Raw genomic sequence first — 14,677 nt, 5'->3', positions numbered from 1 at the left:
ATCGGTTAATAGGATATGATAAAAAGGCCTGTGCTTAACGCCCCCAGGCTAAGCGTATATCTTTTTCGTATAGCGGCTCCTGTGCAGGCGCTGTACCATAAGCACCTAACATGGCTACTATGATCATAATCAGATCTATCTGGCTAAAGAAAAAACAGACGGCTACAAAGGCAAAATAGCTGCGCTGGAAAAGCAATACACCACTGCCAACGCGGGTAAGCACCAGGAAGAAAAAGACGAGCGCTACCCCGCCAAATTCGGCCAGTATAAAAAACCAGCGCATATTCAGATTATGCCCGCCTACGCCTGCTACCCGGAATTCATAGAGCGGCTGCCCGAAAAAGTAAGAAGGCGGGATAAAGGTGCTGTTGCCGGCCCCATAACCTGATAACAGCAGGTAGGGCTCATCGCGCAGGAAATCCACTACCGGTAATTCCATATCCCGCTGCAGCGGCATGCCCAGTACAATATTGTTCTTCTGCCATATTTCATTATCGTAACGGTAGGCCGATCTTTCAAAAAGCGCTTTATACACGGGATCGTTACGATTGGCCATATAAGTTTTGAGCAGGTAATCTTTTGAAGCGGCCACCGTCATAAAAATGCCTATGATAAGGCCCAGTGTGCACAGTATTTTGAGCCGTACCCCATTGAGCCGGCCGAATATTACAAATACTACCCCTGCTACCAGCAGGTTAATATAAAAGGTTTGGGAAGCCGTAAGAATGCCTACCACAAAGGCGGCGCCCGCAATCTTATAGTCTTTGTCCTTTAACAAAATGGGGATGGCCAGGGATAAAAATGCGCTGAATACTTTGGGCTCACCAAACCAGGCCTGTACCCGCAATCCCAGGGGGCCGCTGATCTGCTCTGCCAGGTAGCGGCTTTGCAGCCCCAGTATTTCACTTAACGCTACATTCTGGAAAGTGAGCTGTATAAAGATCTGGAGACCGGCTATGCACAGGGAGATCTTTGTAATGCGTTTCACGGTTTCACAGAACGCATCCCAGGATAAAGGGGTTCTTTCCTGTACTATTCTGCTGCCGATCGCAAACAGCGGCAGGTAGGTTTTAATGTAGAAATAAAGCGGCTTGGTATAAAAAGCATAATACCTGCCACCGGGATAATTAAAAGGATCTTTGTACAGCTGTGTGATCAGGAATACCGTTATATGCGATAGTAACGGCAGTAATAACAGCAGCAAATATTCCCTGCGGATGTGCTGCCCGCCGGTAAACAGCCGGTGCGCCTGGTCAATAAAAATAAAGGTGCTAACAAAAAAGGTAGCGGTGAATGTGGGTCCTATGGCCAGTATGGTGTACGCTTCTGAAGCAAAGGCGTACAACAGGGTATCTATAATAGAGATCCGCCGTTTGTAATACAAATACAACAACACCGCTGCAATGAGCAAAGGCATGCTTTCCCGGAAACACTCCACGAAGAAACTACTGCTTTGTAACCTGCTATAAATGCCCTGCATATATGTTGCTTGCTTTTAGCGGATTATGAAATGCGTTTGTATAACCCATACAACAATGTATTGCCCTTCACTATTTTTTTAATACGCATGGTAAGCCGGTTGATATGGAATACGGTGCTGGCCGTGTAATGATCGGCCTCCGCATCTATTACCTGCGCCTGCGGATGTATGATATCTGTAACAGCGCCATACACTATTTTGCGGAACCAGCCCGGGGCGCGCCTGGTATGCGTAGCATCTTTCCCAAACCCGGTATTCCTGACCAGGCAGACATTGGGCGTAATGGCCAGGCCGCGGTTAAACCATACGGTCATAAACCACTGTATATCCCAGGTATCTAATTTTTTACTGCGCATGGCTTCCAGCTCAGCCAACAGCCAGCGGTTAAGCCCATTTAAAGGGGCATGCCGGTAAGCCTGTAATGTAAAATCATAGTACTGCCAGGCCCTTCGCCAGGTGGCCCATCCCCAAATGTGGGAGTAACGGGAAAAATAATAGCTGGCATTACCCCGCTGTATGCCTGCCTGGAAATTGCCGCCATTGATATGCATGATATTGCTGTTGTTACGGTACCGTTGCAGCATAACGGTGCAGAATGTAAAAAAGGTAGGATCCGGCAGGCAGTCATCTTCCAGTATAATCCCTTCCTCCACCTGGCCAAAGAACCAGTCAATGGCGCTGCTAACATTTTTTGCGCAACCCAGGTTAGCGGGGCGGAACAGGGTTTGCAGCTCGCAGGGCCAGTCTATACCTGCCAGCAGCCTGTCACGCGTTTCCGTGCACAGCGCTTCCTCTCCCGGTTTACCTGCACGGGGCCCATCTGCCGCTATGAACAAACACTGCGGCCGTTGCAGCCGGATCTGCTCAAACACCTGCATAGTTTGCAGGGGGCGGTTAAATACCAGTAACAGAATGGGGGTGCTTAACATTATTTGGTTGCCTCCAATGCAACAGCGTTTTGAAATCTTATTTCTTCTTCTACCCGCTTAAACATTTCATCTGCCGCATCATTAAACGCGCACCTGCGCACCTGCCGGAAGCCGGCCTGCTGCAGCTGGTGTGTGAGGGATACATGGTCCCACATGTACTGATGCTCTTTATTACCAAAGGCTGTTTGTATTAACTGGCGCATACCGCGCACGCGTTGCTGCCTGCCCAGCAATGTTTCTTCCATAAACTTCACATTGGCTTCGCGGTCATTCCCCTGCAGGTTATCTATATACCGGCGGGCAGCGCATTCCAGGTCCGGCAGCACACAGCGGAAAATGCCGCCGGGCTTAAGGATATGGTAGGTGTTGCGTACAGCGGTAATGCAGTCTGCGTAGGACAGGTGCTCCAGCACATGACAGCAGTAAACACCATCGCAGGAGTTTTCCGGAATGCCGGGCAGCCCTTTCAGGATATCGCCCAGCAGCGCATCAGGGTGAAAGGCTACGTGCATCCTTTTTTTAAGCAGCTTACCAATTACCGGCAGCTGCTGCAGCCGCAGCGTTGGGGAAGCGTCAAAATTCTTCCAGCCGGCTGGTGCAGTATAAGGGCCACTGCCATATTGTACATATAACCGGTTGCCATTCATCATTACGGTTGCATATTTTTAAAGAAGTAAGTGTAATAGGTTTTGGCAAAAATGCGGTAGCCTACCTGCTCCATAAACCGGCACAATTCACTATCATCAATACGTGAAAGCTCAAAAGGCTGCGACTCTACCAGCACGTAACGCGGGCGGTATTTTTTCCAGTTATTGGATTGCAGCACTTCCATATCCAGCCCTTCCGCATCAATGGTCAGGAAGTCGATGGTGGGGCTGCCGTTCAGGTAACGGTCCAGGATATCGGCCAGGGGCCAGGTTTCTATCTGCTGCTGTCCTATTACGTGGTACTGCGGGTCCTGCGTGTATTCCCTCACCTTTTCACAGGAAAAAGTGCTCAGGGCCGGTTCATTAAAAATGGAATACGTGAGCGACTGCCGTTGTGCAGATACGCCCATTTCCAGGTTAGTATCCAGCGGGCGGTATTTATCAAACAAGGCCCTGGAACCTGGCATGGGATCAATATTAATGCCCCGCCACTTCATTTTGTAGAACAGGTAGGTGTTGGAAAAACGAAAGGGATGATGCGCGCCTACATCCACATACACACCTTCTGCCTGCTGGTGAAAGATCCTTTTCAGGATAAGGTCCTCCCCTTCGGAGCTAAAGGCCCTTACACCATAACGCAGCTGCGGAAATAACCGTCCGGCTGTATTGCTCAGTATATTTTTGAGGTTAGTCATTCGTTGCTATATTTTCGGGATACAAGCGCCTGCCTGTAAAAATTTTCAGCCTGTTATATGCCTGCCGCAGATCATTACGGACCAGTGACGGCGCCATCACTTTTCCTAAAAGCAGCCATCCCTGCCCGCTTTTGTCCAGCACCACCATGGTAGCGTATACCGACGTATAGGCGGCTACGGTAGCTACTGCCGCTCCTATACCGCCAAAGGATGGAATGAGCAGCAGGTTAAGCCCCACATTTACCACCAGGCCGCTGATATTGCTGTACAGGTATATTTTATACTTCCCTTCAATGATCAGGTACTGCACAAAAGCTACACTAAGGAACACCGGTATGCCGGCCCAGGTATGGATCATGAGGATGGGGGATGCAGACAGGTATTTAGCGCCATACAACAGCGGAATAATGATATGTGCGGATAAGGTGACCAATACGGCAATGACCAGGGATGACCAGAAAGATAAACGCAGCCATTTCTGCAGCACCTCCAGGTAAGCTTCCCTGCTGAGCTGTTTTTGCCGCATGAGCGTGGGCAGCATGGCGGTAGCAAATACAGTGGGAATGGCATACCATAATTCGGAAATGCGCGCTGCTACCACATAGGCTCCCAGCTGGGCAGCGCTGCCCAGCATATCCAGCAGCAACAGATCTACCTTTACGAACAGCATTACCAGCAGGCTGGAAAATACCAGGGGCCAGCTTTGCGTAAGTAAGCGGCCTGCCCGGTAAGGCTGTACATTCAGCACAGATAGAGGTACCTGGTTATAGCTGTATACAATGATCACTACCAGGAAGGTTACCAGTGATTCCAGCAGCGTAACCCATAATAAGGTGATAAGCGTACCGCTGAAAAAAACAACCAGCATCTTTACCACGCAAAAAAACAGGAACACGCTCACTTTGGGAATGATCACCTTCTTTACATCGTTCTTCACCTGGTAGAAATAATCCAGCACATCAGCAGACTGTAATACTATGGTAGCTGCTGCAAACAGGGTGCAATACAGGTACAGCTGCTGCTGCGGGCGGGTAAGGATCACAATACCGGTGCTAATGGCCATACAAACCAATGCGGCTGCCACACGCATGCTAATAGCCGTAGCCACCGTTGCCGGCTGCTCCTGCTCATGCTCCACCAGCTCCTTTACTGCAATTTTATCCATACCCAGCAAAGCCATGCTGCCTACAATAGTGGTAAGGGCAATAGCATAGTTCCATATGCCAAACTGCTCCGGCCCCAAATGACGGGCTATAACCGCCATTATCAGAATACCGGGAAACAGCTTGCTGACCTTATCGATCATTAACCAGGCGCTATTTTCAAATACCTTATGCAATTCTTTTGGCTGTTTTTTTAATGAATGAACCCCAGGTATTTCTTTCCCGTTTTGTTTCCTCATACCGGTATTGGTAGTAATAGTAGTACGGGTAAAAAGTATCCTGCTCTATACCGTTAAAGACAATGCCCGTTTTCCGGAAAAACTCTTCCGGCAATCCTTCCTCCACTGCTACCAGCTTGGATTTAAGGGTATAGTTATACCGCACCACAAACAGGGAGCAGTCAATATGCGCCAGGATGCTTTTTGCATCTGATACAATGCCGATAGGCGAGGTATCAATAATTACATAATCAAACTTTTCCTTTAAGGAAGTCAGCAAATTGCTCATGCGCTGCCCTTCCATGAGCTCAATGGGATTGGGCGGAATGGGGCCGGATGATACAATGAACAGGCGCGGTACGCCGGGCACGCTGCGGATAATTTCATCCTCCGTTTCAGTACCCAGTATATAGTTGGTGATGCCGGTGTTATGGTCCATGCCCAGGAACTTGGACAGCTTGGGCTTACGCAGGTCCAGCTCTACCAGCACCACGCTTTTATTGTTTACCGTGAGGGTGCTGGCCAGGTGGGCCGACAAAAAAGTTTTGCCCTCACCGGAGATGCTGGAGGTGAGTAAAATGGTGGCGGTACCCGTATGTTCCGTAAGGAGGAATTTGATATTGGTGCGCAGGTTCAGGATCTGCTCCCGCAATATAGAGCGGTTACCTAAGGAAAGGTTCCTGACGCCTTCCTCATGCCGGAAAATTTCTGCTACTACCGGCATATTAAATACCTGCTCTATTTCCTTTTTGCTGAGCACGCGCGGGTTCAGGAAATACTTGATGTAAATGTATGCGCTGGCAAGCACCAGCGCGCCGGCTATAAATCCTATAAACACCAGGGGCTTGCGGGGCGCTACCGGCTTATCAGGCACATAGGCCGGTGAAATGGTCTTATTATCTGTTACATTGCTGGCACTGGCCACGGCTGCTTCCTCTTTTTTCTTCAGCAGGTGCAGATACAGGTTTTCCTTTACGCTTTGCTGCCGTTTTATATTAATGTATTCCCTGGCGTAGGCGGGTATGCTGGCAATGCGGCCCTGCAGCTGGTTTACCTTGCTTTGTGTTTGCTGCTGTACTACGCCTGCGGTGCGGCGGTAACCGGCAATATATTCGCGGATGGTTTTACGTGCGTCGCTGATCTGCGCATCCACATTCTGCAGGATCTCGCTGCTGGGCTGCAGGGTTAAGGATAATCTTTTATGTTCTTTCAGTGTTTCTTCATAACGGTTGATAAGGGCCGTGAGCGTTTGATCCACATTGCCTACCGGCGCAAAAGGATAATCGCCGGAGGGATTGCTTACATAGTTTTCTACCTGGTCAAATACGGAGAGCTGCAGGTTAGCCTCATTCAGCTTCAGATCTGCTTCCTTTACCTGCTCCAGCGCCAGCTTGGCGCCTTCATCAATATCCGTGATACCTCTTTGTACCTTAAACTGCTCTTCCTGTTTTTCCAGCAGTCCCAGCTCCTCTTTGAGTGAATCTATGCGGCCATTAAGGAAGTTAATGGTTTTATAGGATACCCGGTTCTTATCGTCCAGCGTATAATCGTTATAGTTATCCAGCAGCGCATTCAGGAAATCCGCTGTTCTTTCCGGCACCGGGTCTTTATAAGTGATCAGCACAATGGTAGCATCCCTGTTCACCAATGCGGTGCTGATATCTTCCGCTATATCGTAGGCCTGCTCTATCACAGAATCTACCCGTATGCGGTAGGTGCCTGTAAGGTCTGCAGCAGTTGCTGCGGGGCCGTAGCTAATGGCAAAACGGTCTTTCATCACCCTAAAGGGCTCCCCGGGAAACACCTTCAGCTGTACACTGGAATCATGGTCCGGCATGCTGGCCTTTATTTTCAGCTGCCCGTTCTCAGGTGTTACGTCAAATTTATAGTAGCCCACCTTTGCACTATCGCTCAGCACCCGGATGATGAGGGGTGTATTATGATACAGCTCCTCATTCCGTACCGTACCTTTTGCATAATACCGGATATTAAAATGGTTCTTGCTGATGGTTGTTTCCAGCAGGATGGGTGATTTAAGCACCTCCATTTCATTTTCAATATTCTTACCACTGTTAAAGAGCGATAATGACTTCAGGATATCCGCCTCTTCCCCGCCTGTTTTCTTCTCATCTTTCAGGTACAGCTTAGCGGCCGACATATACAGCGGCTTTTTGTATTTAAGATATAAGAAGGCGCCGCCAACTGCCAGCAGCAGCACCATCAGGTAGAGCGGCCAGTGAAAAACTATTTTCCGGAACAGATCGTTCAGGTCAATAACGGCGGGTTTGTTATGTGTGTTCTTTTCATTCATAAGGTGGCATCATTTACTGAGAATAACAATAGTGGTGATCAATGAAATAGTGGAGAGAATAGCCGGCAAAAGCTGCAGGAGCTTAGACGTGGGAAACAGCTTGCCGGGGCCGGGCTTTACATAGATCACATCATTATTAACCAGGTAGTAATAAGGTGAGGAAAGCATTTTGCTATCATTCAGATTAATGGAGGTATAATTTTTTATGCCATTCACTTCCCGTATGATCATGATATCGTCCCTTTTGGCGGTAACATTCAGATCGCCGGCCATGCTCAGCGCATCCAGTACAGAGGCCCGTTCAGCGCCTATCCTGAAGGAACCGGGACGGGCCACATCGCCCAGCACCGACACCTGGAAATTAACCAGCCGGGTAGATACATAGGCGTTCTTAATTGTTTTTTCCAGCTCCCGTGCTACCTGGTCATTAATTTCGGCAGTGGTTTTACCCTGCACATTCAGCTTACCGGCCATGGGTAAGCTGATATTACCAGCACTATCTACCAGGTACCCCTGTTCCATACCATTGCCGGAAATACCGGGCGTGCTTACCTGGTTAGGGTTCAGCAGCATGGATACCTCTTTATCATACGTTGTAATGGTGATCTGTAAAACATCGCCGGGTTGTATGCGTAATTGCGGCAGGCGGCTTGCAGCATCGGTTCCCGTGGCGGCTGCAATGTCATTAAAATAGGTAAGCTTCCTGTTTGTACTACAGGCGGACAATATTACAATACATAATATAGCCAGTGCCATGTTCAGTTGTAATCTCATAGATTAATCTATCAAATGCTGTTAAAGTTGGTATTATTGGCTTATGATCGCTGGTTCTGCTATGCTAATGGGTTGTTTTGCCTTTCTGAAAAGCCGGCTCCTCAGTTTTTCCTGAACAGGATATTCAAAACCATAGTGTGCGGCAACGCTTAAGGGCAACAGTATGGTAAAAAATAACAGTATAGTGTATGGAGAGTGGTAGACGGTCCGGCTGATACCATAGTAGTCCGTGATGAGCACAAAGGTTATTTGCAGGGGAAAGTGCAGTAAGTACATGGCGTAGCTGCTATTGCCCAGCCATGACCATCTTTTACCGGACCCACTGCTGTTGGTGCCCCACAACACCAGGGTTAATATAATGAGGGGGGCTATGATGCTGCGGAAAAAAACCCGGCCTGCTATAACAGGTGCAGAAAGATAGAAAACTTCATCACGGCCGGGGGCTATCTGTTGCAACAGGCGTATTACTATTTGCGAAAGGGAAGAAAAATTACCGGTCACCACTAATCCTGCAAATAATAATATAGTTATGGCGGCTATCCACGGCAGCAGCTGCCGGATCCTGTTTTCTTCCACAATCCACTTGTAGGCATAATACACCAGCGCACCTTCGAAGAAAGAAAAAATACCTTTGCCCAGCAGATCATAAAAACAATATACCAGCAAACCGGCCGGCAGCAGCAATGCCAGTACACCCAGCCTGCGCTGTAAATGCAAACGGCAGGTGATAAAAAAGATGATATAGAGGAATACCTCTACTGAAGCGGACCAGGAAGGGCCGTTAAAAGAAGGACCTTTTTCCAGGCCCCAGTTCTGAATAAACAAAAGGTTCAGGAAGAAATGGTATACATCATTATACTGAATAATAAAGTAATGCCCTGCATTACGCAGCATGAGATATTGCAGCAGGGCTACCAGCAGCAAGCTGACAAACTGAATAGGATACAGACGGGTAATGCGGTACCACATGAACTTGCCAAATCCTATCTTACCGCTGCTAACCCTTTCCGCATACAGCCAGAAGAATATAAACCCTGATAACAGGAAGAAAAGATCCACCACCACCATTGGATGGTCATAAATAAGCGATAACCTTTGATACCCGGGTAAAGCTGCGGGATCATATCCGTCCTTTGTATATACATCATTCGTATAATAAAAGAATTGCCAATGAGCAAATATTACTATAAAGGCAGAGACAGCTCGGATAGTGTCCAGTGTGTAAAGGTATGCAGGCTGCGTTTTTCCGGGGTGCAGGCTTAGCGTTTTCATCATATGGATCTGCGAAACCGTATTTAGGGCGTTCGTTCAATAGCAGCCAATTTAGATATAATAACAAAGTGATAACAAAACTGTAGCAGGAATGAATAAAATGGATGGAGTGATTTGAAATAAATAAAATGGTAACCGTATTCAACCATAAACAACAATCGAATGCGTACAAATAAAAAACAGGGTGTACCCTTATACGGACACACCCTGTATTATGAATGATATTTGTTTTCGATAGATGAGCTACTTAGCAGCGGCTGCTTCCAGCGCTTTAATATCCAGCTTTTTCATTTTCATTACTGCGGCCATTACCTTATCTGCTTTAGGGCCTGCCAGCAGATCGGCCAGCACCCGCGGCACTATCTGCCAGGATAAGCCAAACTGGTCTTTAAGCCAGCCGCAGATCTGTGACTTTTCATCACCACCGGCTGAAAGTTTTTCCCAGTAATAATCCAATTCCTTCTGGTCATCGCAATACACCACAAAGGAAACGGCTTCGTTGAACGTAAAGACCGGGCCTGCATTCAATGCTAAAAAGGGCTGTCCATCCAGCTCAAACTCCATGGTCAGCACCGTACCTTCCGGCAGGCTATGCTCATCATCCGATTTGCCGTAATGCGTAACACGGCCTGTTTTGGAGTTCTTAAAAACACCGGTATAAAATTGAACGGCTTTTTCTGCGTTCCCACCGAACCATAAGCAGGGTCCGATCTTTTGTGCTACTATTTTGTTTGCCATAAAATGAAATTTTTTGTTGTTGCTTTTATTACTTCAAAGGTAGGTGGCTGTGTGTTAAACCAGCGTGTGTGAAAGCGACATATTAAAGGGGGAAAAGCGTCATCCCCCAAAAAATAAAGGGCTGCCCTGTGCAGAGCAGCCCTTTATATGATATGATCCTAATAATATACTTAGTTGTTCCTCATTTTATCGCGCAGCGTTTTCATATAATAACCGCCTACTACGCTACGGGCCTGGAAGCCTACCATTTTACCATCTTTGGTTTCATGCCAGTCAGATAAGGGCACGCGGGAAGGCGTTTCCTTTGCGTATTTATAAACAGGCGCCAGCAGAGCGTCAAAATCGCTCTTGTTATCCGTCATGGCAGCGGTCCACAGGATCCAGTCGGATTTAGTGTTGGTTTTGCGGCTATCCAGCGGCAGGCCATATTCATTCTGGTGCGACAGGTAATATTTTATTTCCGTATCGTATACCTTTTGCGGGAACAGGTTTAAGTGCAGCACTTTATCCCATACCATGTTGTACTTCTGGCTCCAGGTATTTTTATCATCAAACACCAGGGCGTAGTGGTCGCCTGCATCATCTTTAGCTACCCATTTCTGCGCCATATCAGCTGCCATTGCTTTATACTTGATGGCGGCCTTACCAATAGCAGTAACGGGCTTGCCCAGCTGCTCCGCCATCTGCGCATAAGCGCCAATAGCTACAATAGCTTTTACAGACAGGTTAGCGTTGTGCGCCAGGTGGCCTGCAAAATCATCGGTACACAGCTGGTTACCGGGATCAAAACCGGCCTGCGCCAGGTAGTCTGTCCAGATGGTGAGCGTTTTCCAATGCTTTTTAGCATAGGCCGGGTTCTTCTCTGCTTTTACGATGGCAGCGGTGAGGATGATCATGTTACCGCATTCTTCCACCGGCATATCCTCCCCGTAGGTTTGGCCATTAGCCAGCGGATAGGTGCCCAGGTCATGCGCTGCAAAAGGTTTTTGCCATTTACCGCTTTCACTGTAATAGAAGATACCATTCAGCATACCTTTTAACAGCTGGGGGTTATAGGCCAGGTATAAAGGTGCGGAAGGGTACGTTACATCTACCGTATTAATAGAGCCATTGCTGAAGTTCTCTTTGGAAAGCCACAACAGCTCGCCCTCCGGGCTTTTCACCAGCTGGTGGGCGGCTATGCTCTGGCGGTAAGCCATTACGCACAGCTTAGCATAATCTTCACCACCTGACCTAACACCATCTGCATAGATCTGCTGATCTGTTTTACCGCATACGGCCATTACCGGCTCATAGTTGTTGGCGGCATTTTCCAGGATGCCTTCTATGGTTGCACCGGCCGTATTACGCCACCAGGGACGCAGGTTGGTGCCAAAGTATTGAATGGAATAAATATCATCATACCCTATCATCAGGTATTTAGACTGCGGTGTGCTGCTTACGCTGCCAAGGGAAATAATGCTGTTCAGCATCAGCGATTTGCCGGTAACACCGGTATCGCCTTTTTGCCCTTGCATAAAAGCGCTGATGGCGTTTGCTTCTGTGGTAATATACTGCTGTATGCCGGTGGGCGCTGGTGCGGCTGCATATACATAACCCCAGTCTATACGCAGGTTATCCCCTTTCTTTTGCAGCACCGGCTGCTCTGTAGTACCGGCCCGCAGCACCTGCTGGCCGTTCTTCAGGTAGGCGGATGCATGTACTTCCTGTGTAGGCTGGTTCACTGCTACGTTGGATGATACCCCCTGGTAAACGATTACGTTATGGGGCTTTCCATCAGCAGATGTAGCTTTATACGTAATGTAGGATACCGGTGTAGCCAGCAGCGCGAGGTCAGTAAGCACCAGCGGGGAGGTAAAGGTCACTTCCAGGTTCACCGGTCCGCAGGTAAAGCTGTACATAGTTTGTGTAGCCGTTACCTTTAGATTGGTTTGCGATGCTACTTTTAAACCGGCTTCGCTGTTATTCACCAGCTGCTCTGTTATACCGGCATCTATCCAGGTGCCGCCGCCGGTGTTGTTACAATGCACGGCCAGCACATTCTCCCCTGCTACCAGCTTTGAGCGGATGTCATCTGACAGCGGTATCAATTCATAATCGCCATTAGCGCCGCCCTGTTCTGTGATCTTTTGCCCGTTCAGGTACACTTCTGCACCATCGTCATGAAACAGGCGCAGGGCCAGCTTGCCGGTGGGTACACTTGCCAGCTTAAATTTGCGGCGCATCCAGATGTCTTTGCCGGTCCATTTGGTGCCTGCTTTAGCGCGGTCGTCGCCAAAGGGGGCTGCGCCGGTCTTCCAGGCATTATCATTAAACTTTGCCTTTTCCCAGCCTGCTGCCGGCGCGGTTTCCATCAGGTACTTACAGCTGTAGGCCTGCTCATCACCGGCCGGTAATACTGCTTTGTATTCAGGCGTGGTTTGCCCCATAAAACGGTAATAATCCCCATCTACTTTCAGGATGCCCAGTAAAGCCTGTTCCTTACCGGTCCAGTGCCGGGTAGCGGATGAGGTGAGCGTATCTGTGTTGGACCAGATACTGAAATACGGGTTGTGCGTGATCAACGGATAGGCAGGCATTTTTTCCTGCGCGTAAAGATTGGTTCCAATTGCCATTACGGATAACATACCATGGGTACAGATCCTTTTAAACAGTCCATTCATGAGCGTGAAGTTATTTGCGCTTTTTATGTAAACAATGTGGTTCGTCTACTTTTGTTTTTTACCGGGCTTCGGAAATACCTTATGTGTGCTGGCCCACTGCTGCCACAGGGTTTGCAGCTCTTGTACCTTAGCGGGGTACTGCGCTGCCAGATCCATGGTTTCTGTTCTGTCAGTGGCCAGGTTATACAAATGCCAGGTACTGTCGTTGCTTAAAGATACCAGCTTCCACGTGCCCTGCCTTGCATAGCGGGCGCCAAAATGTTCATTGAACAACGCTTCATGACCTGGTGTTTGCAGGTTGCTGAAAGAGGGCACCAGGCTAATACCAGTGGTAGGCTGCACCGGGCGGCCGTTGTACACTTCCGGGTATTCCGCACCTGCTAAATCGATAAAGGTACGCATGAAATCCATAACATGCCCTACGTGGCCGTTAAAACTTCCTTTTTTAGCGGTAATACCTTTGGGCCAGAACGCGATCATGGGGGTGTGAATACCGCCTTCATAAGATTCTGCCTTCCAATACTGGTAGGGCGTATTGGCTACATTGGCCCAGCGCTGCCCAATAGAGGAGTAAGTGGTTTCCGGGCCGGGCATGGCCTGCTTTTTAGTGGCATATACAATTTCGCGCCCGTCGCGGGTTTCATTGGGCCGGTCAAACCCGGGGCCGTAGGCGGCACAATTCTCCGGGCTCGCGCCATTGTCAGACAGGAATAAGATCAATGTATTATCCAGCTGCCCGTTCTTTTTCAGGGCATTAATAATGCGGCCAATGCCCTGGTCCATCCGGTCTATCATAGCGGCATGCACGGCCATGGCGGCAGCATCCCATACGGTATCCGGGTTGTTCTTCCATTCCAGGTCTGCTTTCCAGCGGCGGGAAAGTTTGGTTTTTGCCGGGTCTATAAGTCCCATTTTCACCATTTGTTTATACCGCGCTTCGCGGATGGCTTCCCAGCCGGCCTTGTAGGTGTTCTTATATTGGGCAATATCTTCCGGCAGCGCATGCAAAGGCCAGTGCGGCGCATTTTCCGCTACGTATAAAAAGAAAGGTTTGTCTGACCCTGCATAACCGTTAATGTAAGCTACGGCCGTATCATTAATTGCATCTGTATGGTAATAATTGGCGGGTACGTCTTTGATAGGTGTGGTGCCGCTTACCAGGCTAAAAGGATCAAAGAAATCCACCACACCCCAGATAGTGCCGAAGAACTTTTCAAAACCCCTGCTGGTAGGGTATTGGCTGATGGGCGAAAACTCATTATAAAATTTGTGGTGATTGAGCCAGTTCAGCTGCTCCTGCGGAGTGGCCTGCCCGTTGGTGTTGGACACATGCCACTTGCCCGACATAGCGGTGTGGTAGCCTGCTGACTTTAATACTTCCGCCAGGGTTACTGCGCTATCTGTGAGGTGGCCCAGGTAACCTGGTTCATCCTCCGCATCCGTCATTTTACCAATGCCTGCCTGCTGGTTGTATAAACCAGTAAGCAGGGAGGCCCTGGTAGGGCAGCAACGGGAGGTATTATAAAATTGCGTATAACGGAGACCGTTATGGGCCAGGAAGTCGATATTAGGCGTGTGAATTTCCCCACCATAACAGCCCAGGTCTGAAAAACCCATATCATCGGCCAGGATCACCACAATGTTGGGCCGTTGGGCTTTGGGTGGGCGCGGGCCTTTTTTAAAAGCACTGAGTGTTAGCAATGATGTTATGCCCAGCAACATGCAGGTATAAACGGGTGTTTTTTTCGCTCGCATAGTAAAACGAATATAGAGCGTTTGCACAATAA

Annotated in this window: 11 protein-coding genes; all 11 read right to left on the bottom strand. The window is 48.7% G+C overall.

Annotation, left to right across the window (positions count from 1 at the left end; all coding sequences use genetic code 11):
• Positions 1-34 precede the first annotated feature (34 nt).
• Complete coding sequence (locus tag KVT36_RS22385) at positions 35-1,480, bottom strand: hypothetical protein (RefSeq protein ID WP_217605675.1); 1,446 nt, start codon at positions 1,478-1,480, stop codon at positions 35-37.
• Between the two features lie 23 nt (positions 1,481-1,503).
• Complete coding sequence (locus tag KVT36_RS22380) at positions 1,504-2,409, bottom strand: hypothetical protein (RefSeq protein WP_217605674.1); 906 nt, start codon at positions 2,407-2,409, stop codon at positions 1,504-1,506.
• Entirely contained in the window at positions 2,409-3,059 is a 651-nt protein-coding gene (locus KVT36_RS22375) for a methyltransferase domain-containing protein (RefSeq protein ID WP_254640144.1), read from the bottom strand. The genes KVT36_RS22380 and KVT36_RS22375 overlap by 1 nt, the downstream gene beginning before the upstream one ends.
• Positions 3,059-3,751 carry an FkbM family methyltransferase gene (locus tag KVT36_RS22370; RefSeq protein ID WP_217605673.1) on the bottom strand — a complete coding sequence of 231 codons (693 nt, stop codon included), beginning with the start codon at positions 3,749-3,751 and terminating at the stop codon, positions 3,059-3,061. The genes KVT36_RS22375 and KVT36_RS22370 overlap by 1 nt, the downstream gene beginning before the upstream one ends.
• Complete coding sequence (locus tag KVT36_RS22365) at positions 3,744-5,090, bottom strand: flippase (protein WP_217605672.1); 1,347 nt, start codon at positions 5,088-5,090, stop codon at positions 3,744-3,746. The genes KVT36_RS22370 and KVT36_RS22365 overlap by 8 nt, the downstream gene beginning before the upstream one ends.
• Positions 5,083-7,443, bottom strand: a complete 2,361-nt coding sequence (locus KVT36_RS22360; RefSeq protein WP_217605671.1) for a polysaccharide biosynthesis tyrosine autokinase — start codon at positions 7,441-7,443, stop codon at positions 5,083-5,085. Before KVT36_RS22360 ends, KVT36_RS22365 begins: the two co-directional genes overlap by 8 nt.
• Before the next feature lie 9 nt (positions 7,444-7,452).
• Complete coding sequence (locus KVT36_RS22355; protein WP_217605670.1) at positions 7,453-8,217, bottom strand: polysaccharide biosynthesis/export family protein; 765 nt, start codon at positions 8,215-8,217, stop codon at positions 7,453-7,455.
• Between the two features lie 33 nt (positions 8,218-8,250).
• Positions 8,251-9,492 carry an acyltransferase gene (locus KVT36_RS22350; protein WP_217605669.1) on the bottom strand — a complete coding sequence of 414 codons (1,242 nt, stop codon included), beginning with the start codon at positions 9,490-9,492 and terminating at the stop codon, positions 8,251-8,253.
• Between the two features lie 240 nt (positions 9,493-9,732).
• Positions 9,733-10,227, bottom strand: a complete 495-nt coding sequence (locus KVT36_RS22345) for a VOC family protein (RefSeq protein ID WP_217605668.1) — start codon at positions 10,225-10,227, stop codon at positions 9,733-9,735.
• Positions 10,228-10,397: 170 nt separating this feature from the next.
• Positions 10,398-12,890 carry a glutaminase family protein gene (locus tag KVT36_RS22340; protein ID WP_254640143.1) on the bottom strand — a complete coding sequence of 831 codons (2,493 nt, stop codon included), beginning with the start codon at positions 12,888-12,890 and terminating at the stop codon, positions 10,398-10,400.
• Positions 12,891-12,935: 45 nt separating this feature from the next.
• Positions 12,936-14,645 (bottom strand): arylsulfatase, encoded by a 1,710-nt coding sequence (locus KVT36_RS22335; RefSeq protein ID WP_254640142.1) that lies wholly within the window; start codon positions 14,643-14,645, stop codon positions 12,936-12,938.
• Between the last annotated feature and the right edge of the window lie 32 nt (positions 14,646-14,677).

It is taken from the genome of Chitinophaga sp. GbtcB8 (assembly GCF_019091455.1).
Taxonomy (GTDB): Bacteria; Bacteroidota; Bacteroidia; order Chitinophagales; family Chitinophagaceae; genus Chitinophaga.
Note: the sequence above shows the minus strand (reverse complement) of the source record. Positions and strands in the feature narration are given on the sequence as shown.

Coding starts and splice junctions, on each gene's coding strand:
- KVT36_RS22375 (WP_254640144.1), bottom strand. CDS start 3,059: ATGATGAATGGCAACCGGTTATATGTACAATATGGCAGTGGCCCTTAT.
- KVT36_RS22360 (WP_217605671.1), bottom strand. CDS start 7,443: ATGAATGAAAAGAACACACATAACAAACCCGCCGTTATTGACCTGAAC.
- KVT36_RS22345 (WP_217605668.1), bottom strand. CDS start 10,227: ATGGCAAACAAAATAGTAGCACAAAAGATCGGACCCTGCTTATGGTTC.
- KVT36_RS22350 (WP_217605669.1), bottom strand. CDS start 9,492: ATGATGAAAACGCTAAGCCTGCACCCCGGAAAAACGCAGCCTGCATAC.
- KVT36_RS22385 (WP_217605675.1), bottom strand. CDS start 1,480: ATGCAGGGCATTTATAGCAGGTTACAAAGCAGTAGTTTCTTCGTGGAG.
- KVT36_RS22340 (WP_254640143.1), bottom strand. CDS start 12,890: ATGAATGGACTGTTTAAAAGGATCTGTACCCATGGTATGTTATCCGTA.
- KVT36_RS22335 (WP_254640142.1), bottom strand. CDS start 14,645: ATGCGAGCGAAAAAAACACCCGTTTATACCTGCATGTTGCTGGGCATA.
- KVT36_RS22370 (WP_217605673.1), bottom strand. CDS start 3,751: ATGACTAACCTCAAAAATATACTGAGCAATACAGCCGGACGGTTATTT.
- KVT36_RS22380 (WP_217605674.1), bottom strand. CDS start 2,409: ATGTTAAGCACCCCCATTCTGTTACTGGTATTTAACCGCCCCCTGCAA.
- KVT36_RS22355 (WP_217605670.1), bottom strand. CDS start 8,217: ATGAGATTACAACTGAACATGGCACTGGCTATATTATGTATTGTAATA.